General features: G+C 61.8%; 19 protein-coding genes and 1 pseudogene. 13 read left to right on the plus strand and 7 right to left on the minus strand.

The features are described 5' to 3' along the window. Nucleotides 1–104: 104 nt before the first annotated feature. From VNV36_RS14840 to trxA, 3 genes are all read left to right on the plus strand, one after another. Nucleotides 105–569, plus strand: a complete 465-nt coding sequence (locus VNV36_RS14840; protein WP_325718430.1) for a YbaY family lipoprotein — start codon at nucleotides 105–107, stop codon at nucleotides 567–569. Continuing rightward, the gene (locus VNV36_RS14845; RefSeq protein ID WP_325718431.1) at nucleotides 566–1,222 is read left to right on the plus strand and encodes a class I SAM-dependent methyltransferase; all 657 of its coding nucleotides are present in this window, start codon (nucleotides 566–568) and stop codon (nucleotides 1,220–1,222) included. The genes VNV36_RS14840 and VNV36_RS14845 overlap by 4 nt, the downstream gene beginning before the upstream one ends. A gap of 129 nt (nucleotides 1,223–1,351) precedes the next feature. Then, entirely contained in the window at nucleotides 1,352–2,224 is an 873-nt protein-coding gene (gene trxA, locus VNV36_RS14850; RefSeq protein ID WP_325718432.1) for a thioredoxin, read from the plus strand. A gap of 88 nt (nucleotides 2,225–2,312) precedes the next feature. Here trxA and VNV36_RS14855 read toward each other — a convergent pair whose 3' ends face one another. Then, nucleotides 2,313–2,672 (minus strand): hypothetical protein, encoded by a 360-nt coding sequence (locus VNV36_RS14855; RefSeq protein WP_325718433.1) that lies wholly within the window; start codon nucleotides 2,670–2,672, stop codon nucleotides 2,313–2,315. 135 nt (nucleotides 2,673–2,807) lie between these two features. Here VNV36_RS14855 and VNV36_RS14860 point away from each other — a divergent pair, with 135 nt between their 5' ends. From VNV36_RS14860 to VNV36_RS14880, 5 genes are all read left to right on the plus strand, one after another. After that, nucleotides 2,808–3,407, plus strand: coding sequence for a DUF2796 domain-containing protein (locus tag VNV36_RS14860; protein WP_325718434.1), 600 nt, complete (start codon nucleotides 2,808–2,810; stop codon nucleotides 3,405–3,407). 144 nt (nucleotides 3,408–3,551) lie between these two features. Beyond that, entirely contained in the window at nucleotides 3,552–4,262 is a 711-nt protein-coding gene (locus VNV36_RS14865) for an ABC transporter ATP-binding protein (protein ID WP_325718435.1), read from the plus strand. A 1-nt stretch (nucleotide 4,263) separates the two neighbouring features. Beyond that, on the plus strand, nucleotides 4,264–5,529 hold the full coding sequence (locus tag VNV36_RS14870; RefSeq protein ID WP_325718436.1) for an ABC transporter permease: 1,266 nt from the start codon (nucleotides 4,264–4,266) through the stop codon (nucleotides 5,527–5,529). 11 nt (nucleotides 5,530–5,540) lie between these two features. After that, a complete protein-coding gene (locus VNV36_RS14875; RefSeq protein ID WP_325718437.1) occupies nucleotides 5,541–6,059 on the plus strand; it encodes a DUF3299 domain-containing protein in 519 nt (172 codons plus the stop codon). A 195-nt stretch (nucleotides 6,060–6,254) separates the two neighbouring features. Further along, on the plus strand, nucleotides 6,255–6,953 hold the full coding sequence (locus VNV36_RS14880; RefSeq protein ID WP_325718438.1) for an OmpW/AlkL family protein: 699 nt from the start codon (nucleotides 6,255–6,257) through the stop codon (nucleotides 6,951–6,953). Between the two features lie 188 nt (nucleotides 6,954–7,141). Here VNV36_RS14880 and pgnE read toward each other — a convergent pair whose 3' ends face one another. Together pgnE and VNV36_RS14890 are read right to left on the minus strand one after the other, a co-directional pair. Continuing rightward, nucleotides 7,142–8,074, minus strand: a complete 933-nt coding sequence (gene pgnE, locus VNV36_RS14885) for a UDP-N-acetylglucosamine epimerase PgnE (protein ID WP_325718439.1) — start codon at nucleotides 8,072–8,074, stop codon at nucleotides 7,142–7,144. Next, entirely contained in the window at nucleotides 8,067–8,951 is an 885-nt protein-coding gene (locus VNV36_RS14890; protein ID WP_325718440.1) for a sugar nucleotide-binding protein, read from the minus strand. The genes pgnE and VNV36_RS14890 overlap by 8 nt, the downstream gene beginning before the upstream one ends. Nucleotides 8,952–9,227: 276 nt before the next feature. Between VNV36_RS14890 and VNV36_RS14895 the strand changes: the two genes are divergently transcribed. Beyond that, entirely contained in the window at nucleotides 9,228–13,517 is a 4,290-nt protein-coding gene (locus VNV36_RS14895) for a DEAD/DEAH box helicase (RefSeq protein ID WP_325718441.1), read from the plus strand. A 100-nt stretch (nucleotides 13,518–13,617) separates the two neighbouring features. Here VNV36_RS14895 and VNV36_RS14900 read toward each other — a convergent pair whose 3' ends face one another. After that, entirely contained in the window at nucleotides 13,618–15,726 is a 2,109-nt protein-coding gene (locus tag VNV36_RS14900; protein WP_325718442.1) for a mechanosensitive ion channel family protein, read from the minus strand. Between the two features lie 291 nt (nucleotides 15,727–16,017). Here VNV36_RS14900 and VNV36_RS14905 point away from each other — a divergent pair, with 291 nt between their 5' ends. The 4 genes from VNV36_RS14905 to VNV36_RS14920 are packed head-to-tail and all read left to right on the plus strand — an operon-like array spanning nucleotide 16,018 to nucleotide 19,995. Next, the gene (locus VNV36_RS14905; protein ID WP_325718443.1) at nucleotides 16,018–16,944 is read left to right on the plus strand and encodes a DUF72 domain-containing protein; all 927 of its coding nucleotides are present in this window, start codon (nucleotides 16,018–16,020) and stop codon (nucleotides 16,942–16,944) included. Continuing rightward, complete coding sequence (locus VNV36_RS14910; RefSeq protein ID WP_325718444.1) at nucleotides 16,941–17,738, plus strand: endonuclease/exonuclease/phosphatase family protein; 798 nt, start codon at nucleotides 16,941–16,943, stop codon at nucleotides 17,736–17,738. Before VNV36_RS14905 ends, VNV36_RS14910 begins: the two co-directional genes overlap by 4 nt. Further along, on the plus strand, nucleotides 17,735–19,009 hold the full coding sequence (gene clsB / locus VNV36_RS14915) for a cardiolipin synthase ClsB (RefSeq protein ID WP_325718445.1): 1,275 nt from the start codon (nucleotides 17,735–17,737) through the stop codon (nucleotides 19,007–19,009). The genes VNV36_RS14910 and clsB overlap by 4 nt, the downstream gene beginning before the upstream one ends. Further along, on the plus strand, nucleotides 19,006–19,995 hold the full coding sequence (locus tag VNV36_RS14920) for a lysylphosphatidylglycerol synthase domain-containing protein (RefSeq protein ID WP_325718446.1): 990 nt from the start codon (nucleotides 19,006–19,008) through the stop codon (nucleotides 19,993–19,995). Before clsB ends, VNV36_RS14920 begins: the two co-directional genes overlap by 4 nt. A 94-nt stretch (nucleotides 19,996–20,089) precedes the next feature. Here VNV36_RS14920 and VNV36_RS14925 read toward each other — a convergent pair whose 3' ends face one another. From VNV36_RS14925 to VNV36_RS14935, 3 genes and pseudogenes are all read right to left on the minus strand, one after another. Then, nucleotides 20,090–20,845 carry an alpha/beta hydrolase family protein gene (locus tag VNV36_RS14925; protein WP_325718447.1) on the minus strand — a complete coding sequence of 252 codons (756 nt, stop codon included), beginning with the start codon at nucleotides 20,843–20,845 and terminating at the stop codon, nucleotides 20,090–20,092. Beyond that, complete coding sequence (locus tag VNV36_RS14930; RefSeq protein WP_325718448.1) at nucleotides 20,835–21,944, minus strand: DUF3182 family protein; 1,110 nt, start codon at nucleotides 21,942–21,944, stop codon at nucleotides 20,835–20,837. Before VNV36_RS14930 ends, VNV36_RS14925 begins: the two co-directional genes overlap by 11 nt. Before the next feature lie 216 nt (nucleotides 21,945–22,160). Further along, nucleotides 22,161–22,535: pseudogene (locus VNV36_RS14935) on the minus strand (helix-turn-helix domain-containing protein); the annotation flags it as partial. Nucleotides 22,536–22,635 lie beyond the last annotated feature (100 nt).

Here is a 22,635-nt window from a genome sequence, read left to right on the forward strand (position 1 = left end):
GGGCCATGGTAGCGCATCCCCGTGGCAAGACAAGCCATAGGCTTTGCGGTATACAGAACGGCATGATCATCTGATCCATGGAATTCATTCTGCCGGAGCCTCCAATGCCGTTACGTCCGCTCGTTTTGCTCAGTCTTTTCAGCCTGCTGGTGGCCTGTGGCAGCGACGCACCCAAGCCGCAACCACCGACGCCAGGCCCTGCGCCACAGCAGGCGCAGAAAAAAGCCAGGGAGGCCGCGGAACTCGGCCCGCTGCCGGCGCATCAGCGCGAACTCAGTGGCACCCTGCAAGGCGTGCCGGCCGGCGCCGAAGTCGAACTGGCGTTGCTGGTGATCGACGAAAAAGATCGCCCGCAGCAACTGCTCGCCAGCTCCAGCCTGATCGGCAACAACCAGATACTGCCGTTTCACCTGCGCTTCAACCCCGAGGCCTTTCCGGCCGGTGCGCGGGTTGAACTGCGTGGTCGCGCCAGCCAGTCGGGGCAATTGATTCTGCATCTGCCGTCGCAAACCATCGCCCAACCGACCACTCAGGCTTTGGGCCAGCTGCAATTCGTCAAAGCGCCATGAACGCACCGCTCGACCTGCAACGAGCATTGGGCGAACTGCTCGGTGACGCCAGACTGAAAGCCTGCGCGTTGCCCGGCACCGATTTGCAGCTGTGGCTGATCGACGGCGACAACATGGCCCGCGAATTCAGCCAGGAAGAAACCCAACGCATCCTGCATGAACCGCCCTACTGGAGTTTTTGCTGGGCCAGCGGTTTGGCGGTGGCGCGTTATCTGGCGCAGTTTCCCGACTGGGTGCGCGGCAAGCGCGTGCTGGATTTCGGCGCCGGCTCCGGGATCGCCGCGATCGCGGCGGTGAAGGCCGGAGCGCTGGAAGTGGTGGCCTGCGATCTCGATCCATTGGCGATTGCCGCGTGCCAGGCGAATGCCGCACTCAACGATGCGCAGATGAGCTACTCGACGGATTTCTTTGCCGAGGCCGATCGCTTCGATTTGATTCTGGTCGCCGACGTGTTGTACGACCGGGCCAATCTGCCGCTGCTCGATGCGTTTCTCACTCGCGGCCGCGAGGCCCTGGTGGCGGATTCGCGGGTGAGGGATTTTCGTCATCCGCTGTATCAGCGCATTGAAATGCTTGAGGCGATGACCTTGCCGGATCTGGCAGAGCCGGAGGAATTCAGACATGTCAGCCTGTACCATGCGCGGCGTGTTTAATGCCGCTAAAAGATCGCAGCCTTCGGCAGTTCCTACAGTGAAACGCATTCCAGAGTAGTAGCTGCCGAAGGCTGCGATCTTTCGCGCCACCGCTTATAGTGCGGTCATTGACGCTTAGAGAGATCCCCCATGAGTCAGCAAACGCCGTATATCTTCGACGCCACGACTGCCGATTTCGACCAGTCGGTGATCGAAGCCTCCTTCAACAAACCGGTGCTGGTGGATTTCTGGGCCGAATGGTGTGCGCCGTGCAAGGCGCTGATGCCGATGCTGCAAGGCATTGCCGAGAGCTATCAGGGCGAGTTGCTGCTGGCCAAGGTCAATTGCGACATCGAGCAGGACATCGTCGCCCGCTTCGGCATTCGCAGCCTGCCGACCGTGGTGCTGTTCAAGGACGGTCAACCGGTCGACGGCTTTGCCGGGGCGCAACCGGAATCTGCCGTGCGTGCCCTGCTGGAACCGCATGTGCAGATGCCGCCACCGGCCGCCGCCGATCCGTTCGAGCAGGCGCAGGCATTGTTCGATGACGGTCGCTTTGCCGATGCCGAAGCAGCACTGGTGGCCATGCTCAACGAAGACAACACCAACGCCAGGGCATTGATCCTTTACGCACGCTGCCTGACCGAACGCGGTGAGCTGGGCGAGGCGCAGAGCGTGCTCGACGCGGTCAAGAGCGACGAGCACAAAGCCGCACTGGCCGGAGCCAAGGCGCAGATCCAGTTCCTCGGCCTGGCCCGGGATCTGCCGGACGCCGCCGACCTGAAGAGCCGCCTGGCGCAAAATCCCCAGGACGATGAAGCGGTGTACCAACTGGCGATCCAGCAACTGGCGCGCCAGCAATACGAAGCGGCGTTGGAGGCCTTGCTCAAACTGTTCATCCGCAACCGCGGCTACGGCGAAGGCCTGCCGCACAAGACCTTGCTGCAGGTGTTCGAGTTGCTGGGCAATGATCATCCGTTGGTGACTACTTACCGTCGCAAAGTGTTTGCTGCGCTTTATTGAGAGCAAAAGATCGCAGCCTTCGGCAGCTCCTACAGGGGTGTACTCCATTCCAATGTAGGAGCTGCCGCAGGCTGCGATCTTTTGCGGTTCACTCGATCCAGCTGTAGAGCGGCGTATCCCCGCCGCTCGCCACTTTCACGTCGGAACTGTGGCGCAAGCGCACCAGCAGGCGCTTGCCCGCCGCCGCACTGCCGGTCAGTGCTTGCAACTGATCGAGCAGATCCGGTCCGCTGAGCTGGCCAGCTTTGCGCAGCAGATCTTTCGCCACCTGCCACAGCGCATCGTCCTGATTCACCGGCTTCGTCGCCGGAGCTGGCGCAACCGCCTCAGACTGCGCAATCGGCGCCTGCCCGCTCAGCGCCGAACCGAGCCTGGCCCAATCGCTGTCATCCAGCTCCACCGTCAAATCCACCGGCACCTCGCCGACCGTTCCGCGTATCCGCAACATCGAGTTCGCTCCTGCACTTTTCTGACCTGCATGCTCCCACGGGACTTGTGCAACGCCAAGCGCACGGGCACACTCTGCGCACTTTCGTTATAAGATTACATAACAAACTTTTCATTTTACCTTCTGGAGTTCGCCATGCGTCGTTTGCTGCTCGCTTTGCCGTTTGCCCTGTTGCCGCTGGCCGTTGTCCATGCGGCTGATGAGCATGATCATGATCACGATCATGAGCACGGCAGCCTTGGCGCCCATGAGCATGGCGTGGGTCGCTTGAACGCCGCGCTCGACGGTCAGACCCTGGAGCTGGAGTTGGAGAGTCCGGCAATGAATCTGGTGGGTTTTGAACACGCCGCCACGTCGGACGCGGACAAGGCCAAAGTGGCCGCCGCCCGTGCGCAGCTTGAAAAACCTTTGGCGCTGTTCAGCCTGCCGGCCGCAGCCGGTTGCAAAGTCGTCGGCCAGGAACTGGAAAGCCCGCTGTTCGGCGACAAACCGGATGCCGATGACCACGACGAAGATGAGGCCGACAAGGACGGTCACGAGCATCACCACGATCACAGCGAAATCCACGCGCATTACCAATTCACCTGCGCTACGCCTGGTGCGTTGAAGACGCTGGATCTGGCGAACATCTTCACGACCTTCCCGGCGACGCAGAAGATTCAGGTACAACTGATCAGCGCCAGCGGCCAGCAAGGTACGGAAGTGACAGCGAAATCGCCTGCGCTGAAATTCTGAAAGCTTTGAAGATCCTCTGTAGGAGCTGACGAGTGCAACGAGGCTGCGATCTTTTGATTGTAAAAAAACCAGGATCAAAAGATCGCAGCCTCGTTGCACTCGGCAGCTCCTACAGGGTCCGTGTCCAACCATGAAACTGGTGCCATGACCCAAGCACTCATCGAACTCTCAGACCTTAGCTTCAATTGGCCCGGTCACCCGACGCTGCTGGACATCCCGGCGTTTCGTCTGGAAGCCGGCGAAACCCTGTTTCTCAAAGGTCCCAGCGGCAGTGGCAAGACCACCCTGCTCGGCCTGCTCGGCGGTGTGCAGAAGCCCGGGCGCGGCAGCATTCGTCTGCTCGGCCAGGAGTTGACCGAGCTCTCTGCCGGCGCCCGCGACACTTTTCGCGTTGATCACACCGGCTACATTTTCCAGCAATTCAATCTGCTGCCATTTCTTTCCGTGCGCGAGAACGTTGAGCTGCCGTGTCACTTTTCCAGGCTGCGTGCGCAACGCGCAAAGCAACGCCACGGCAGCGTCGATCAAGCCGCCGCCACCCTGCTCGCCCACTTGGGGCTGAAGGATGAGAGCCTGCTCAGGCGCCGCGCCGATTCCTTGTCCATTGGCCAGCAACAACGGGTCGCTGCTGCCCGTGCCTTGATCGGTCAACCGGAACTGGTGATCGCCGACGAGCCGACTTCGGCGCTGGATTACGACGCCCGGGAAAACTTCATTCGCCTGCTGTTCGCCGAGTGCCGCGAGGCCGGATCGAGTCTGCTGTTCGTCAGCCATGACCAGAGTCTGGCGCCGCTGTTCGACCGTCATCTGTCCCTGGCCGAACTCAATCGCGCCGCCACGTCTGCCGAGGTCTGAGATGTATCTGTTCCGCCTGGCCATGGCCAGCCTGGCCAACCGCCGTTTCACTGCGCTGCTGACTGCATTCGCGATTGCCCTGTCGGTGTGCCTGCTGCTCGCAGTCGAACGCGTGCGCACCGAAGCCAAAGCCAGTTTCGCCAGCACCATCAGCGGTACCGACCTGATCGTCGGCGCTCGCTCCGGTTCGGTGAATCTGTTGTTGTACTCGGTGTTCCGCATCGGCAACGCCACCAACAATATCCGTTGGGACAGCTTCGAACACTTCGCCAGCAACCCGAAAGTGAAGTGGGCGATTCCGATGTCCCTGGGCGATTCCCATCGTGGCTATCGCGTGATGGGCACCACCGACGCCTATTTTCAGCACTACCAGTACGGGCGCCAGCAACACCTGGCGCTGGCTGACGGTCGTGCGTTTGCGACGGATCCTTTCGAAGTGGTGCTCGGTGCCGAAGTCGCCGAAGCGCTGCATTACAAGCTCGGCGACAAACTGGTGCTGGCCCACGGCGTGGCGGCGATCAGTCTGGTCAAGCACGATGACAAACCGTTCACCGTGGTCGGCATTCTCCAGCGCACCGGCACTCCGGTGGATCGCACCTTGCACATCAGCCTTGGCGGCATGGAGGCGATTCACATCGACTGGCACAACGGCGTGCCGGCACGTGGCAACGGCCGGATCACGGCGGATCAGGCGCGCAACATGGATCTGACGCCGCAAGCGATCACCGCGTTCATGCTCGGCCTCAACAGCAAGATTTCCACCTTTGCCCTGCAACGCGAAATCAACGAGTACCGTGGCGAGCCGATGCTGGCGATCCTGCCGGGCGTGGCGCTGCAGGAGTTGTGGAGCCTGATGAGCACGGCGGAGAAAGCCTTGTTCGTGGTCTCGCTGTTCGTCGTCCTGACCGGGTTGATCGGCATGCTCACGGCGATTCTGACCAGTCTCAACGAACGTCGCCGGGAGATGGCGATCCTGCGCTCGGTGGGCGCGCGGCCGTGGCATATCGCGAGTCTGCTGGTGCTGGAAGCCTTTGCGTTGGCGCTGACCGGGGTGATTGCCGGGCTGGCGTTGCTGTACATCGGCATCGCCGCTGCGCAAGGTTATGTGCAGGCCAATTACGGTTTGTATCTGCCGCTGGCATGGCCGAGCGAGTATGAATGGACGCTGCTCGGTGGCATTCTGGCGGCCGCGCTGCTGATGGGCAGCGTGCCGGCTTGGCGTGCCTATCGCCAATCCCTGGCCGATGGCCTGTCGATCCGTTTATGAGGATGTTCACCATGCCCCGCGCCCTGCTTGCGCTGCTGATGCTGGTCGCCCTGCCCGTGTGGGCAGCGCCGCCAAAAGACCTGACCTGGTCGGAGATGATCCCGCCGGACGCCGCGCCGGAAGTGCCGAACATGACCCCGCTGCACGACCTGTCGAAAATGGGCGACGCGCTCTCCGCCGAGTCCGCACCGGCGGCCAAGCAGGACATGCCGAATGCACCGGTGGTGAAGAGCCTCGACGGGCAGAACATTCGCCTGCCGGGTTACATCGTACCGCTGGAAGTCAGCGAAGAAGGTCGCACCACGGACTTTCTGCTGGTGCCGTACTTCGGCGCCTGCATCCATGTACCGCCACCGCCGTCGAACCAGATCGTGCATGTGAAAAGCGAACTGGGGGTGAAGCTCGATGAGCTGTATCAGCCGTACTGGGTCGAGGGGCCGCTGCAGGTGAAGGCGTCGAGTAGTGAGCTGGCCGATGCCGGGTATCAGATGGAGGCGGACAAGATTTATGCGTATGAGCTGCCGGAATAGATCCCGGTAGATTTGAAAATCAAAAGATCGCAGCCTTCGGCAGCTCCTACATGGGATCGCATTTCAACTGTAGGAGCTGCCGAAGGCTGCGATCTTTTGGGGCCATCACTGTTTCATTGAGCTGAGTCAAAACACCGTATCAGACGGCTTCGTACCCTAGGACATCGAATATTTTTACGTCCTTTCGGAGCCCCCATGAACAAGTCCTTGCTCAGCGCCTCGCTGGTTGCCTTTGCGCTCGCAGCCCCGCTCGCCCACGCCCACGAGGCGGGTGACATTCTCGTGCGCGCCGGCGCGATTACCGTCAACCCCAAGGCCGACAGCTCCAGCGTCAAGGTCGATCAAGGGCCGCTGAGCGGCGCCAGCCTGGGCGGCAAGGCGACCATGAGCAGCGACACCCAACTGGGTCTGAACTTCGCCTACATGCTGACCAACAACATCGGTATCGAACTGCTGGCGGCCACGCCGTTCGAGCATGATGTCAAGCTCAAGGGCACCGCCCTGCCGGCTGCCAATGGCAAGCTCGGTACCCTGAAACACCTGCCACCGACCCTCAGCGTCGTTTACTACCCGCTGGATTCGAAATCCGCGTTCCAGCCCTATGTCGGCGGCGGCATCAACTACACTTGGATCTACGATGAACACGTCGGCAGCCAAGCCAGTGCCAACGGCTTCAGCAACTTCAAGGCGAAAAACTCCTGGGGCCTGGCGTGGCAGGTCGGCGCCGACTACATGATCACCGACAACATCATGCTCAACGCCCAGGTGCGCTACATCGATATTGATACCCGCGCCACTGTCGAGAACAACGCTGTCGCGCCCGGCACCCGCGCACGGGTGAATGTGGACGTCGATCCGTTCATCTACATGGTCGGCCTGGGCTATAAGTTCTGAGTCGATTGACCGAACGTTCACGTGGTGGTGAATGAGGCTTCGTGGCGGGCGGGCACAGACCTGACGACGACCGTACGCAGTTGATCGGGGATAACATTCCCTTGCCACAGGGATAGCGATATTCCGGCCGTGAAAAAGGCGCCTGTTCAAGGGCGCCTTTTTCATTTGGGCCAGGTGAGGGGCTGGTTTCAGGCACGCCCCAACAGGCGCGCCAACCCCACACTCATCGGCGTCTGCGGCGGCATTTCAAAGCGCTGCAGCAAGCGCCGGTTATCCGCCCGCGAGTGGCGAATGTCACCCGAACGCGCCGGTCCGAAACTGACGGGCGGCAGCTCGCCGACCACCGATTTCAACGCTTCCAGCATCTGCTTCAGGCTCATCGCCTGATTCCAGCCAACATTGACCGCGCCTTCCTGCACTTCGGGCTTTTCAATCGCCTGCACCAGCAAATCGACCAGATCGCCGACATAGAGAAAATCGCGGGTCTGCTCGCCATCGCCAAACACGGTGATCGGCAGACCTTTGCGGGCGCGCTCACTGAAAATGCTGATCACCCCGGAATACGGCGAGGACGGATCCTGGCGAGGGCCGAAGATGTTGAAGAAACGAAACACCGCCGGCTCCAGACCATGTTGCCGACGGTAAAAATCGAAGTACTGCTCACCGGCCAGTTTGTCTGAGGCATAAGGCGTCAGCGGCGCTTTCGGCGTGTCTTCATCAATCGACTCGCCCTCGCCATTGTTGCCGTACACCGCCGCGCTGGAGGCATACACGACACGCTTGACCGCGGCCAGGCGCATGGCTTCGCAGACGTTCAGTGTGCCGATGAAATTGCTCTGGTGAGTTTTCACCGGATCGTCCACCGACGCCTGCACCGAAGCCACCGCGGCCAGATGGGCGACAGCGCTGCAGCCTTGCATCGCGCGGGCGACCAGTGCTGCATCGGCGACATCGCCGACTACCAGCTCGACCTTGGGGTTATCCAGCGGCAGGTTGCTGCGCTTGCCGGTTGAAAGATCGTCGAGCACCCGAACCGAATAACCCTTGGCAAGCAAAGCGTCGGTGAGGTGCGAGCCGATGAATCCGGCTCCGCCGGTGATTAAAACAGTCCCTTCAGCCATGTCGGTAGAACCTGTCCAGTAAGCCCGGGAGTGCGGCACGCCAGGCGCGCGGCTTGATCCCGAAAGTGTGGAGAATTTTCTTGCAGGCCAGCACCGCATGTTGCGGCTCTTCGGCAGCATCAGGACGGGCGGCGTGCGCTTGCGCGGTCGGTGCTTCGATCGCCAAAGGATGCAGGCTGCGCGCTTCGGTGAGAATCGCCTGGCCCAGCGCCAGCGGCGTGGTCGCTTCGTGCCCGGCGTAATGATAGGTGCCCCACAGCGGCGCGGCGCAGTCCAGTTGCTTGAGCACGGATATGATCACCCGCGCGGCATCATCGACCGGGGTCGGGTTGCCGCGACGATCATCGGCCAGCAGCAATTCTTCCGGTTTTTCCGCGCGGGCGAGGAAGCGCCCGAGGGTGCCGTCCGGGCTGTCGTCGAGCAGCCAGCCAAAACGCAGCAACACATGTTGCGGGCAGGTCGCGCGCACGCTCTGCTCGATGCGCCATAACGCCTGACCGCGCAGGCCCAGCGGTACCGGTTCGTCTTTTTCGCTGTAGGCCGTGGCGCGCGAGCCATCGAACACGCGATAGCTCGACGGTTGCACCAGGACAATATTGTGGTGCTGGCACAGTTCGGCCAGACGCTCGATGGCGCGTTCCTGCCCGGTCATGCGGCTTTCGCTGACGGTTTCGGCCTGGAACCAGTCGAAATAGTAGGCAAGGTTGATCAACGCATCGGGACGGGTGTCGTCGAGCAGTTGCGTGAGGCTCGCGGCATCCCAGCCGTTTTCGGGCGGGCGGGGGGCGAGGAAACCGATGTCTTCTTCCGCACCGAGGCGAATCAGCGCCTGCCCAAGGGCATTTCCGCCGCCCAGTAACATAAGGCGCATTCGCATAGAGTCAGCAGGCCCAGTCTGATTGGAACGATGGCTTTGGCGACGGAGCGCGTGGCGCCGTCGTCGATCATTGCCGGAATCGTTGCATTTTGCGGGTTTAGTGCGCAACCGTCACCCGTAAAGTGCAGATGCGGGGATTTGTATCGCCTCCATTGGCGCTATCGCGAGCAAGCTCACTCCTACAGTGAACCGCATTCCAAGGTGGGAGCGAGCCTGCTCGCGATGGGGTCCGAACGGTACTTGCATCTTCCCGCCCCCGCCCGCATAACTTGAACCATGAATCTGCCCCTCCCCGCCAACAGCGCTCTGGCAGGCTTTCACCCCGCCGTCAGCGCTTGGTTCAGCAATACCTTCCCGGCGGTCACTGCTGCTCAGGCCCGTGCGTGGCCGTTGATCCGCCAGCGCCGTTCGACGCTGATTGCCGCGCCCACCGGTTCCGGCAAGACCCTGACCGCGTTCCTCGCCGTGCTCGATGACCTTGTGCACCGCGGCCTGGAAAGCCCCGACGGCCTGCCCGCTGAAACCCTGGTGGTCTACGTGTCGCCGCTCAAAGCGCTGTCCAACGACATCCAGATCAACCTGCAGAATCCACTCGCTGGCATCACCGGGCAATTGCGCGAACTGGGCCTGCCGGAGCTGACCATCACCACCGCCGTGCGCACCGGCGATACGCCGCAAAAAGACCGCGCCGCCATGCGCAAGACCGCGCCGCACATTCTGGTGACCACTCCGGAATCGCTGTACGTACTGCTCGGCTCAGAGTCCGGGCGCAGGATGCTCGGCACCACGCGCACGGTGATCATCGATGAAATCCACGCGATGGCGGCCGGCAAGCGCGGCAGCCATCTATCGTTGAGCCTCGAGCGCCTGCAAGCGCTGTGCACCGAACCGCTGACCCGCATCGGCCTGTCGGCGACGCAGAAACCGGTAGAAGCCGTGGCGCAGTTTCTGGTCGGTCATGATCGCCCCTGTGAAATCGTCGACATTGGCCACGCCCGCCCGCGAGACCTGGCCATCGAAGTGCCGCCGGTGCCGTTGTCGGCGGTGATGGCCACCGATGTCTGGGGACTGGTGTATGACCGCCTCGCTGAACTTGCTCGCGAGCACCGCACCACGCTGATTTTCGTCAACACCCGGCGTCTCGCCGAGCGCCTCAGCCGGCACCTGAGCGAACGCCTCGGCAAGCAGGCGGTGGCGGCGCACCACGGCAGTCTGGCCAAGGAGTTTCGCCTCGACGCCGAACAGCGCCTCAAGCGCGGTGAGTTGCAAGTGCTGATCGCCACCGCGTCGCTGGAACTGGGCATCGATATCGGTGAAGTCGACCTGGTGTGTCAGATCAGCTCGCCGCGCTCGATCGCGGCGTTTCTGCAACGGGTCGGCCGCTCCGGACACCAGGTCGGCGGCACGCCCAAGGGGCGTCTGTTCGCCACGACCCGCGACGACCTGATCGAATGCGCCGCCCTGCTCGACTGCGTACGCCGGGGCGAGCTCGATACGCTGCACATCCCGGAAAAGCCGCTGGATGTGCTGGCGCAGCAGATCATCGCCGAAGTCAGTTGCCAGGAGTGGTCGGAAGACGCCCTGCTGGCGATGTTCCGCCGTGCCTGGCCTTACCGCGATGTCGATGAAAAGCACTATCAGGCCCTGCTGAGCATGCTCGCCGAAGGCTATAACGGCCGCCAGGGCATACGCAGCGCGTATCTGCACCGCGACGCCGTCGCCCGTACCTTGCGCGGCCGGCGTGGCGCGCAACTGACCGCCGTGACCAGTGGCGGCACCATTCCGGACAACGCCGATTACAGCGTGCTGCTCGAACCTCAGGGGTTGAACATCGGCAGCGTCAACGAAGATTTCGCCGTGGAAAGTATCGCCGGCGACGTGTTCCAGCTCGGCAATACCTCATATCGCATCCTGCGGGTGGAGAGCGGCAAGGTGCGGGTCGAGGACGCGCAAGGCATGCCGCCGACCATTCCATTCTGGCTCGGCGAAGCGCCGGGACGCAGTGATGAACTGTCGGCCGCCGTCGCGCGTCTGCAAGCGCAACTGGATCAATTGCTCAGCGCCAGTCCCGGCAATCTGCAACCGGCGCTCGACTGGCTGACCACTACCCTCGGGCTCAACCTCGCCAGCGCCGAGCAACTGGTCGAATATCTGGCCCGCGCACGGCAAACTCTCGGCGCCCTGCCCTCGCAGGACACGCTGCTGATGGAGCGCTTTTTCGACGAGTCCGGCGGCACGCAACTGATCATCCATACGCCGTTCGGCAGTCGTATCAACCGCGCTTGGGGCCTGGCCTTGCGCAAGCGTTTCTGCCGCACTTTCAATTTCGAGTTGCAGGCTGCGGCCAGCGAGGATGCCATCGTGCTGTCGCTGTCCACCAGCCACAGTTTCGAACTCGATGAGGTCTGGCGTTACCTGCACAGCCACAGCGCTGAACATACCCTCATTCAAGCGGTGCTCGATGCACCGCTGTTCGGCGTGCGTTGGCGCTGGAATGCCGGGGTGGCGCTGGCTTTGCCGCGCTTTACCGGCGGACGCAAAGTCGCCCCGCAATTGCAACGGATGAAAAGCGAAGACCTTATCGCCAGCGTGTTTCCCGACCAGATCGCGTGCCTGGAAAACCTCGCCGGCGAGCGGGAAATCCCCGAGCATCCGCTGGTGGAGCAGACCCTTGACGATTGCCTGCACGAAGCGATGGACAGCGAAGGCTGGCTGACTTTGCTGCGGCGCATGGAGCGTGGCGAGGTACGGCTGATCAGCCGCGACCTGCCGGCGCCCTCGCCACTGGCGGCGGAGATCCTCAGCGCCCGGCCGTACACCTTTCTCGACGACGCGCCGCTTGAGGAACGCCGCACCCAGGCAGTGATCAACCGGCGCTGGAGCGACCCGCAATCGACCGACGACCTCGGTGCGCTGGACGCCGACGCAATCACCGCGGTGCGCGAAGAAGCCTGGCCGTCGCCCAATTCCTTGGATGAAATGCACGAAGCGCTGATGAGCCTCGCCTGTATCGGTGACGCCGAAGCACGAGCCAATGCGGGTTGGCTGGACTGGTTGCAAACGCTGCTGGCCAGCGGACGCGCGTGCTTGTTGCAGGTCGATGCCGATCAGCAGTTATGGCTGGCTCGCGAACGGCTGAGTTGTCTGCAGGCACTTTATCCACAGGCCACGTTGCAGACTGCAGCAGTGGAGCTGCCCGGCTTCGACGTACCGTGGACATTCGACGAAGCCCTGATCGAAGTGATCCGTGCCCGCCTCGGCGCTTTCGGGCCAACCCCGTTGCCCGCCATCACTGAACCGCTGGCGCTGCCAAGCGCGCAAGTCATTCAGGCCCTCGCGCAACTCGAACGCGAAGGCTACGTGCTGCGTGGCCAGTTCACCCCCGTCACAGAGACTGAGGAGTGGTGCGAACGCCATCTGCTGGCGCGTATTCATCGCTACACGGTCAAGCGCCTGCGCCGGGAAATCGAACCGGTGGCGTTGCAGGATTTCATGCGTTTTCTGTTCGACTGGCAGCACCTGACGCCCGCCACTCAAGGTCAGGGCAGCGCAGTATTGCCGGCGATCGTCGGCCAGTTCGAAGGCTATCCGGCGGCGGCTTCGGCGTGGGACAGCGACATCCTGCCGGCACGCCTGAAGGATTATTCGCCGAGCTGGCTGGATGACCTGTGCCGCAACGGCAAACTGGTGTGGACGCGCATCAGCGCACGGCAGAAAGTCAGCGGCTCGGCGTTGCGCAGTACGCCGATAGTGTTGCTGCCACGCAGTCAGGTCGGCTTGTGGAGTGGGTTGGCTGAACAGACGCCCGCGGGTGATTTGTCACCAAAGACGCAGAAGGTGTTTGAGGCACTGAGTCAGCACGGCGCGCTGTTTTTCGATGAGCTGATGCATGAAGCGCACCTGCTGCGCACCGAACTTGAAATCGCCTTGCAGGAACTGGTCGCCGCCGGGCTGGTGAACGCCGACAGCTTTGCCGGCCTGCGCGCGCTGATCACCCCGGCAAGCAAACGCCAGCAACGCAGCAGTCGACGCGGGCGCGGCGCGTATATCGGCGGGATGGACGATGCCGGGCGCTGGGCTCTGCTGCGCCGCAGTTCCTCAGTCGACGCCGCCGAGACACTTGAACATGTCGCCATGACCCTGCTGCGCCGTTACGGCGTGGTGTTCTGGCGCTTGCTGGAGCGTGAAGCGGACTGGCTGCCGAGCTGGCGGGAACTGCTGCGCACCTTCCATCGCCTGGAAGCGCGGGGCGAGATTCGCGGCGGGCGCTTTGTCGGTGGTCTGGCCGGCGAGCAATTTGCGCTGCCTGAGGCAATTGCGTTGCTGCGCGAAATACGCCGGCGCCCGCATGACGGCGCTCTGGTGGCGGTGTGTGGCGTGGATCCACTGAATCTGGCTGGAACGTTGCTACCGGGGGCGAAAGTACCGGCGCTGGTCAGCAATCGGCTGGTGTATCGCGATGGGGTACCGGTGGCGGCGGTGATTGCCGGCAAGCAGCAGATGTGGTCTGAGCTGGATCAAGCAAGCATGGAGCAGGTGCACATGAAGCTCGTCCAACGCCGCTGACCCGTGGCGAGGGAGTTATCCGAACGAATTCCAATCCGCGTCGAATGCTTTTGGGGCTGCTGCGCAGCCCAGCGGGAGCAAGCTCCCTCGCCACAATGATTCATTGTATTGGCTGCTGTGCTTTGGCTGTCTCGGCCAACGCCCCCCCTTCCTCCTGCTGCCGCTTCGGCAACAGCACCTGCTGTGGATAAGTCTGCGCAAAGTGCACGTTCGGGGTGTTATCCACAAGCTTCTTCAAGCGCTGGTTGAACGCCCGACTCACCGCATACTGCCCACCGGACACCGTGCGGAATTGCGCCGTCAGCACCACGCCGTTCAAGTCCATCTTGTCGACACCAAACACATCCAGCGGCCCTTGCAGGTTGTACTTGAGGAACGGGTCCTCGCGGATCGAGTCGCCGGCTTCGCGAATCAGCTCGATGGCTTTGTCGACATCGGTGTCGTAAGTGAACTGCACCGAGAAAAACGCGAAGGCGAACTGCCGTGACTGGTTGGTCACCGCCTTGATCTGGCCAAACGGCACCGAATGCACAAAGCCCTTGCCGTCACGCAGACGCAGGGTACGGATGGTCAGGCCTTCCACGGTACCGGCGTGGCCGGAGTCGAGCACCACCCAGTCGCCAATCGAAAGGGTGTCTTCGATGATGATGAACAACCCGGTGATGACGTCCTGAACCAATTGCTGCGAACCGAAACCGATGGCCAGACCGACCACCCCGGCACCAGCCAGCAGCGGCGCAACGTTGATCCCCAGATTGGCCATGGTGGTGATCGCGCAGATCACCACGAGGATGATTTTGATCGCATTGCGCAGCAGCGGCAGGATGGTTTTCACCCGCGTACTGGGCTGGCGTGCCGCACGTTTGCTCAGCGGCGGTTTCAGCGCTTCCTGAATTGCCGTGTCGAGCACCACCCACAACAGCCACGTCACCAGGAAAATCAGGCCGATGCTGCTCAAGGCATTGCTGATCGCCCGGCCGACCGTGCTGCTCTGGGCAAAATCGAGCAACGACACGCCCCAGATCCGCCCGAGAATATCGATGAAAACAATCGCTATGACGATCCGCAGCAACGCATGCAACAGGCTGAGAAAACGTTCCTTGTAGGCACTGCTGCGCTGGATCGCCTCGGCCTTGCGCGATTTGAACAGGTGCTGCAGCACGGTGCTCAGAAACACCGTGGCAATCAGCAGCACCGTGGTGAACAGCGCACAGCGCAGGGCCTTCTGATTGTCCTCGCCGATACCGATCAGACTGACCGCCGAGACCAGCACCATCAGCACGATCGGCCAGTACCACAACCCGGAAAAAATCCGCAGCGACTCCTGCAGCGACGGTTGTTTCAGGCGTTGGCTCAGCGGCCGATTGCGGATCAGATGCGCCACCGGCCGGCGCAGGCGGATCACCAGCAAGCCGAAGATGACCGAGGCGATCAGCCCGGTGAACACGGCGATGCTGCTGGTGATATTGCCGCCCAGTTGCCGGGCGATCTGCGGGCTGGTCAGGGCATCGCTCAGGGCGGCGAGAAAGCCGATCAGGAACAGCGGTCGCGGGCAGTATTCACGGATGATCCGTGCGGCAGTGCGTTTGTGGCCGACGTTGAACATCACCACCACGCACAACAACATTGAAGTGGAAACGATGCCACTGCTGGTCGCGTAGGCCAGACACAGCGCCAGCGCCCGGCCCACCGAGCCTTGCAGAAAGTGGCTGACATACAGCGTCAGCGGCAGACAGATCAGCGCCGGCACGGTGTAGGGCAGCACGTAACCGAGCAGATCCTGACTGCGCTGGCGCGTGCGCAGCCAGCGGCCTTCACGCAGACGCTTGGCCAACAGACTGCCAAGCACCGTCAGCAGGGCGAAACTGCCGAGCCACACACCCGACAACGTGAGGAAATCCCCGGCCACGCTCCAGCCGGAGCGGTTCGACGGTTGCTTGACCAGCCGATCGACCTCGTCCGCCGCGCGATCGGCGCGCAGGCGCCAGGCGTCGACCAGATGTTCGTTGAGATCGAGTTTTTCCTGCACATCGTCGATGCTCGAACTGATCGCCCCGAGCAGACCGCCCTGCACCAGCGGTTCCGGCTCAGCGGGTTTTTCCGCCGTGTCGGCAGGAGCCGGAACGCCCGGCAATGCGACGGCTTGCGATGTATTGGCGCCGAAGCACAGCAGCGCTCCCAGCAGAATGGCGATCCTGAACTTGCGCAAAACTCCGGTCTCCCGTGGCTGAACCTTGTAAGGAACTGATCGGTAATTGGCCGGCAAGTTCAGCTGTCAGGACCACACACATCCCCTGTGGGAGCGAGCCTGCTCGCGAAAGCGCTGGCTAAGTCAACGGATCATCTACTGACAGTCCGTATTCGCGAGCAGGCTCGCCCCCACAATGAATCGGCGGCAATTGCCAATCGCGACCGTCCGTAACACCACCGAAACTTTCCCGCCCTCGCCGCAGTCATCACAAAACACCGGCAACACGAGGATTTTCTACGGGAGGACGGGATGGCGACGATTCACATCGGTATTTCAGGCTGGCGCTACGCCCCGTGGCGCGGGGATTTCTACCCGAAGGGACTGGCGCAGAAGCGCGAATTGCAGTTCGCCTCCCGCGCGGTCAACAGCATCGAAATCAATGGATCGTTCTACGCACTGCAACGACCCGAACGCTACGCCCAGTGGTACGCCGAAACCCCCGATGACTTCGTGTTCAGCGTCAAGGCACCGCGCTTCATCACCCACGTGCGCCGCTTGCGTGAAATCGAAAAGCCTTTGGCAAATTTCTTTGCCTCCGGGGTGCTGGAGCTGAAAGAAAAACTCGGACCGATCCTTTGGCAATTCCCGCCAAACTTCAAATTCGACGCCGAACGCTTCGACCAGTTTTTCGCGCAACTGCCCCACGACACCGAAGCTGCTGCCGCTCTCGCTCGCCAGCACGATGCCCATCTGCCCGGCCACGCCAGCGTCAAAGCCTGGCGCAAGAAACCATTGCGCCATGCCGTGGAAATCCGTCATGAGAGTTTCATCGACCCGGAGTTCGTGCGCCTGTTGAAGCGTCACAATATCGCCCTCGTCATCGCCGATACCGCCGGAAAATGGCCGTACCGCGAAGACCTCACCAGCGACTTTGTCTACCTGCGCCTGCACGGTGCCGAAGAACTCTACGCCAGCGGTTATTCCGAGGCCGCGCTCAAGCGCTGGGCCGAGCGCATTGATGCCTGGCATCACGGAAAACAGCCAGAGGACGCACACCTGATAGCGCCGCGCCTGAAACCCCGCGCACGCAAATCCCGCGAAGTGTTCTGCTACTTCGACAACGACATCAAAGTCCGCGCGCCCTACGACGCGCGCAATCTGTTGCAGCGCTTCGATCTTGATAAAGACCTCGCCACAACTCCCGGGCAAGTCGCCGCTGAAGGAGTTCTGTCATGAGCATCCCCGAACCGGTCGGTTTCACCGACGAAGGCTCCGTGGTCTCCCCCTCGGTGCGCACATTCACCGTGTTGACGGTCAACACCCACAAGGGTTTCACCGCGCTCAATCGGCGTTTCATCCTGCCGGAGCTGCGCGAAGCAGTGCGCAGTGTCGCCGCCGACGTAGTGTTTTTGCAGGAAGTCCACGGCACCCACGAACAGCATCCCAAGCGCTACGACAACTGGCCGACGATGCCGCAGTACGAATTTCTCGCCGACAGCCTCTGGCCACAGTTCGCCTACGGGCGCAACGCGGTCTACCCGGCGGGCGATCACGGCAATGCGCTGTTGTCGAAATTTCAGATCATCCGCCACGACAACCTCGACGTGTCGATCAGTGGCCATGAAAACCGTGGGCTGTTGCATTGCGTTTTGCGCCTGCCGGGTGACGGCGCCGAGGTGCATGCGATCTGTGTGCATCTGGGCCTGCGCGAAAGCCATCGCAACGCGCAACTTGAGTTGCTGATGCAACGCCTCGCCGAATTGCCCGCCGATGCGCCCGTCATCGTCGCCGGCGATTTCAACGACTGGCGCCAGCGCGCCGACGCACAACTCAAGCCCTGCGGCCTGCGTGAAGTGTTCGCCGAGCATCACGGCAAACCGGCGCGCAGCTTTCCGGCGCGCCTGCCGGCGCTGCGGCTCGACCGCATCTACGTGCGCAACCTCAAGGCCAGCCGGCCGAAAGTCCTGACCAACCGGCCTTGGTCACACCTTTCCGACCACGCACCGTTATCGGTGGAGATTGAACTATGAACAGTGCGCCACTGGAAAAAACCACGGTGGATCCCGTCCCGCTCAACCCGCCGGTGCGCGAGCCGGGTCACGTCGATGTCGAATATCAATGGCACGGCAACAACCGCGTGCAACTGCTGGAGAACGGCGAGGAATATTTCCCGCGGGTGTTCGAAGCAATGCGCGCGGCCAAGAGTGAAATCCTTCTGGAAACCTTCATCGTTTTCGAAGACAAGGTCGGCGCCGAGTTACAGCAGATCCTCATCGAAGCCGCGCAGCGTGGCGTACGCACCACGGTCAGCCTGGATGGCTTCGGCTGTGGCGAGCTGAGCACCGGTTACCTTTCCGCGCTGAGCGACGCCGGCGTGCATCTGCAGATCTTCGATCCGGCGCCCAAGCACCTGGGCATCCGCACTAACTGGTTCCGCCGCCTGCACCGCAAGATCGTAGTCGTCGACGGCCTGGTCGCATTCATTGGCGGAATCAATTTTTCCGGCGATCACCTGGCCGATTTCGGTCCCGAAGCCAAGCAGGATTATTCGGTGGAAATTCAGGGGCCGGTGGTCGCTGACATTCACCACTTCGCCCTGCTGCAAAGCGGTCGCCCCGGTCGCGCACGGTTCTGGTGGCAGCGCCGGCGCCAGCGTCTGGCGGACATGGCCTTCACCGAACACGATGGTCAGGTGCGTCTGGTATTTCGCGACAACGATCAACACAACACCGATATCGAAGACGTCTATTTGCAGGTACTGCGCAAGGCCAAGCGCCGGGTGATCATCGCCAACGCCTACTTCTTTCCCGGCTATCGGCTGCTGCGCGAGATCCGCAACGCCGCCCGGCGCGGTGTCGAAGTGCGGCTGATCCTGCAAGGCCAACCGGACATGCTGGTCGCAAAACTGGCGGCGCGCATGACCTACGATTATCTGCTGCGGGCCGGGGTGCAGATTCACGAGTATTGCCAGCGCCCGCTGCACGGCAAAGTCGCGCTGGTCGATGATGACTGGAGCACGGTGGGCTCGAGCAACCTCGACCCGCTGAGCCTGTCGCTGAACCTGGAAGCCAACGTACTGATCCGCGACCGCGCCTTCAATCGACAACTGTTCGAACGCCTGGAAGACCTCAGCCAGAACCACTGCAAAGCCATGGACGCGGAGCTGTTGCCGCGCGGGCGCATCTGGCACATGACCGTGGGTTTTCTGGTGTTTCACTTCCTGCGGCACTTTCCGGCCATGGCCGGTTGGCTGCCGGCGCACAAACCGCGTCTGAAGCCTTTTCGAGGTGCGCATTCATGAGCCATTCCCAGGCACAGCCGAGCAGCCATGCGGCGCCGGCGGCAAAGTCGAAATGGAGCCGCTGGAAGCGTCCGTTGACCATCGTGTTTTTCCTCGCGCTGATCGTCTTGCTGACGATGTTCGCCACCCGCATCGAGTGGGCCGAGGTGTTACAGACCCTTGCCGATTTCAAGGTACGCACGCTGATCATCGCCGCCAGCCTGACCCTGCTGAGCTTTCTGGTGTACGCCAGTTTCGACCTGATCGGCCGCACCTACATTCGTCAGGATCTGACCTGGAAACAAATCCTGCCGGTGGGCATCATCAGTTACGCCTTCAATCTCAACCTCAGCGCCTGGGTCGGCGGCATCGCCATGCGTTATCGCCTGTATTCGCGACTGGGCGTGAGCAAGGGCAACATCGCGAAGATTCTCGGACTGAGCCTGGCGACCAACTGGTTCGGCTATATGACCATCGCCGGCGTAGTGTTCAGCAGCGGTCTGGTGCGCATGCCGCCGGGCTGGAAGCTCAGCAGTGATGCGTTGCAACTGGTGGGCGTGTTGTTGCTGTTGCTCAGTGCTGGTTACCTGGCGGCGTGTCAGTTTTCAAAACGTCGCGAGTGGTCGATTCGCGGCGTGGAAATCAACCTGCCGTCGCTGCGCATGGCGGTGCTGCAATTGCTGCTGGGCGCGTTGAACTGGTCGCTGATGGCAGCGGTGATTTTCACTTTGCTGCCGAGCAAACTGGATTATCCGCTGGTGCTCGGCGTGCTGTTGATCAGCGCAATTGCCGGGGTCATCACGCATATTCCAGCCGGGCTGGGCGTGCTCGAAGCGGTGTTTGTGGCGTTGCTGCAACATGAGGCATCGCGCGGCAGTCTGGTTGCCGGGTTGCTGGCGTATCGGGCGATTTACTTTCTGTTGCCGCTGTTGATTACGGTGGTGATGTATTTGGTGGTGGAAGCCAAGGCCAAAGCGTTGCGAATCGAGAAGAAACCCACACATTAGAATCAAGATCAAAAGATCGCAGCCTTCGGCAGCTCCTACAGGGAGATTGCATTCCAAATGTAGGAGCTGCCGAAGGCTGCGATCTTTTGATTTTTCAGGACTGGATAATGCTTAACCGCTCCCCCACCACCATCTCGGTAATCCAGTCCACAAGTATCGAGGTGTAGGCCTGCTGCGATACCGGATCACTCAACGCATGATCGGCGCCATCAATGATCCGGTGCGTCAACGAGTGAGTCTGCTGACATGCCGCGCGGTAACTCATGATCGTTGCGTGGGGCACGAAGTCGTCGGTTTCCGATTCCACCAGCAAAACATCCCCGGTGAATTGCGAGCAGGCATGCAGGGCGCGGTTGCTGTCGGCACGCACCAGACTGCCGCGATAATCGCGCAGGTCGGCCTTGTCCAGATCGCGTTTGGGCGTGTGCCATTGCTCGTCGCGATACAGCGCCGGCACGCGCAACGCCAGCCAGCGCACCGGCCGCAGTGAGGTCAGGATCGAGGCCAGATAACCGCCATAACTGGTGCCGACCACGGCGATCGCCGAGGTGTCCAGCGCCGGGTGCGCCAGCAGACGATCGTAGGCCGCCAGCAAGTCACGCAGATTGTCCTCGCGGGTCACCCGTGTCAGCGGAATCCCGGTGCCGCCGGTGTGACCACGCAAGTCGAAAGTCAGGCAGACACAACCCAGACCGGCGATGCCCTTGGCCCGCTCCAGATCACGCTCCTGGCTGCCGCCCCAGCCGTGGACAAACAACACACCCGGCACTTTTGATTTGGGACTAAGAAAGGTCCCGCTCATCTGTTCGTCATCGATGTCGATTTGAATGCTTTCGCTTCTAGCCGTCATAGGATTGGACCGTTACGTATTTGAGAAGAAACTCGCTGCTCTCCGCCGGGCCACGATAGACCTCAATGGCGTCCGCTGGCAGCGCCTGATCGATGTAGGTTTCCACCGACGACACGCGAATCGCGCGCATCTGTGGATCGTTGACGAAGCTCTGCAGCGCGGCCACCTCAGCGCTGCTGGCGCCGCCCATGCGCCAGGACTGTTCCAGCACGCCGCTGCGCATCTGACCGCTGGCGTCCAGCCCTTGGGCGATATCGTAATTGCGCCGCGAGGCGAAAAAGCGCGGGTAGGCTTCATCCGCTGCACTGTCGAAGACCTGCGCCTGCTCGATGGCCAGACGCACATCCTCGGGCAGATCCAGCGCCAGCAACTCTTCGTAGCCGCCCTGCACCACCAGCAGGTTCGAACCGCCGTAGACCTCTTCCCCGTTACCGTCCCTGGTCAAGTATTGATCACCGCAGTAGCTCAACACTTTGCCGCCGATGAACGATTGGCCGACGCTGTGGGTGACGACGTTGCTCAAGTCCTGCTCCAGCACCATGCCCTCACTGAACATGTTTTCGGCCTCGGGCCGTGTGAGGATTTCATCGAAAGCGTCGAGGCTTTTGATCACTTCCTGACCGCGACCGGCGCAGGCGTGGATCGGCTTCAGGCGAATCGGTCCGGCGTACAGCAGATGCTCGGCGGCAGGCCGCGCATCTTCCAATGCGAATACGCTGAGGCCATCAAGCACAACGTTGCGCACCCGCTCGGAGAACAGCGGCGACCAGCCCTGCGGCGCGTGCGCCAAATGACTGCGCAGACCGTGGCTGATGGCCTTGGTGCAGATGAAATCGTATTCGACATAACCGCCCCACAGGTCGTCAGGACCTTTGATTCCAAGTGCCTGAGCATGGGCGGCGCCGACGATTGTTTGCGTCGGCAGCAGGTATAGCTCGCGTCCCTGATGTTTGGCCGGGTCGTAACTGCCGCCGAATCTGCAGCCGAGTATTTGCGCCAGCCAGCGTGCAAGGGCCTTGTTGGTCTGTACTTCATGTTGCGGTGCGTCGGCACGCACCGAATGGGCAACAACGATCTTTTTGCTGGGTGTCGGGGTCATGCGTTCCCCTTTCATCGGTCGATGGATTCAGTCAGGGAAATTGCAGAGATCAGGCCAATGACCGATCTGCCGCAACCGCCCGATAATCAGGCATTTGCCGCAGAGGTACTGGCACGACGCCCGTTTCAATCTGCACGACAGCGCGCAAAACTCCGGCAAATTGCACGATCTGTGTGGCCCTGCCGAAATTCCAATGTGGGAGCTCATTGATTCAGCTTAGCGCGTCAGACCAAACCGCCCTCGGTAGTCACTCGGCGCCAGCCCGGTAATCTTCTTGAAGATCGCGCGAAACGCTCCCGAATCCTGATAGCCCACTGTCCAAGCAATGTGATCGATCGTGCCATTGGTGAATTCGAGCATTTCTCGCGCCTTGCCGACCCGCAGATGCTGGCAGTATTCGGTCGGCTTCAACCCTGTCGCCGCGCGGAATCGGCGCAGAAACGTACGCTCTTCCAGGCCCGCTCGCTCGGCCATCGCTGTCAGCGAAACATCGGTCGCGCCGGTGCTTTGCAGCCAGTGCTGGACCTTGAGAATCGCCGCGTCGCCATGCCCGAGGATCGGTGCAAAATTGCTGCCGCACTCACTGGCGCTGAATCAGCACGCCGAGTTCAGCCGTGGCGGCTCTTTGTGCAGGCATTGTCAGTTTTCCCCTGTCTATTGTCGGTGCGGCCAATCCTCGAATCGGCGGCCA

Source organism: Pseudomonas sp., from assembly GCF_035554175.1.
Taxonomy (GTDB): Bacteria; Pseudomonadota; Gammaproteobacteria; order Pseudomonadales; family Pseudomonadaceae; genus Aquipseudomonas.

Coding starts and splice junctions, on each gene's coding strand:
- VNV36_RS14875 (WP_325718437.1), top strand. CDS start 5,541: ATGCCCCGCGCCCTGCTTGCGCTGCTGATGCTGGTCGCCCTGCCCGTG.
- VNV36_RS14890 (WP_325718440.1), bottom strand. CDS start 8,951: ATGCGAATGCGCCTTATGTTACTGGGCGGCGGAAATGCCCTTGGGCAG.
- VNV36_RS14880 (WP_325718438.1), top strand. CDS start 6,255: ATGAACAAGTCCTTGCTCAGCGCCTCGCTGGTTGCCTTTGCGCTCGCA.
- VNV36_RS14855 (WP_325718433.1), bottom strand. CDS start 2,672: ATGTTGCGGATACGCGGAACGGTCGGCGAGGTGCCGGTGGATTTGACG.
- VNV36_RS14905 (WP_325718443.1), top strand. CDS start 16,018: ATGGCGACGATTCACATCGGTATTTCAGGCTGGCGCTACGCCCCGTGG.
- VNV36_RS14860 (WP_325718434.1), top strand. CDS start 2,808: ATGCGTCGTTTGCTGCTCGCTTTGCCGTTTGCCCTGTTGCCGCTGGCC.
- VNV36_RS14925 (WP_325718447.1), bottom strand. CDS start 20,845: ATGACGGCTAGAAGCGAAAGCATTCAAATCGACATCGATGACGAACAG.
- VNV36_RS14910 (WP_325718444.1), top strand. CDS start 16,941: ATGAGCATCCCCGAACCGGTCGGTTTCACCGACGAAGGCTCCGTGGTC.
- pgnE (WP_325718439.1), bottom strand. CDS start 8,074: ATGGCTGAAGGGACTGTTTTAATCACCGGCGGAGCCGGATTCATCGGC.
- VNV36_RS14920 (WP_325718446.1), top strand. CDS start 19,006: ATGAGCCATTCCCAGGCACAGCCGAGCAGCCATGCGGCGCCGGCGGCA.
- VNV36_RS14865 (WP_325718435.1), top strand. CDS start 3,552: ATGACCCAAGCACTCATCGAACTCTCAGACCTTAGCTTCAATTGGCCC.
- VNV36_RS14840 (WP_325718430.1), top strand. CDS start 105: ATGCCGTTACGTCCGCTCGTTTTGCTCAGTCTTTTCAGCCTGCTGGTG.
- trxA (WP_325718432.1), top strand. CDS start 1,352: ATGAGTCAGCAAACGCCGTATATCTTCGACGCCACGACTGCCGATTTC.
- VNV36_RS14845 (WP_325718431.1), top strand. CDS start 566: ATGAACGCACCGCTCGACCTGCAACGAGCATTGGGCGAACTGCTCGGT.
- VNV36_RS14870 (WP_325718436.1), top strand. CDS start 4,264: ATGTATCTGTTCCGCCTGGCCATGGCCAGCCTGGCCAACCGCCGTTTC.
- VNV36_RS14930 (WP_325718448.1), bottom strand. CDS start 21,944: ATGACCCCGACACCCAGCAAAAAGATCGTTGTTGCCCATTCGGTGCGT.
- clsB (WP_325718445.1), top strand. CDS start 17,735: ATGAACAGTGCGCCACTGGAAAAAACCACGGTGGATCCCGTCCCGCTC.
- VNV36_RS14895 (WP_325718441.1), top strand. CDS start 9,228: ATGAATCTGCCCCTCCCCGCCAACAGCGCTCTGGCAGGCTTTCACCCC.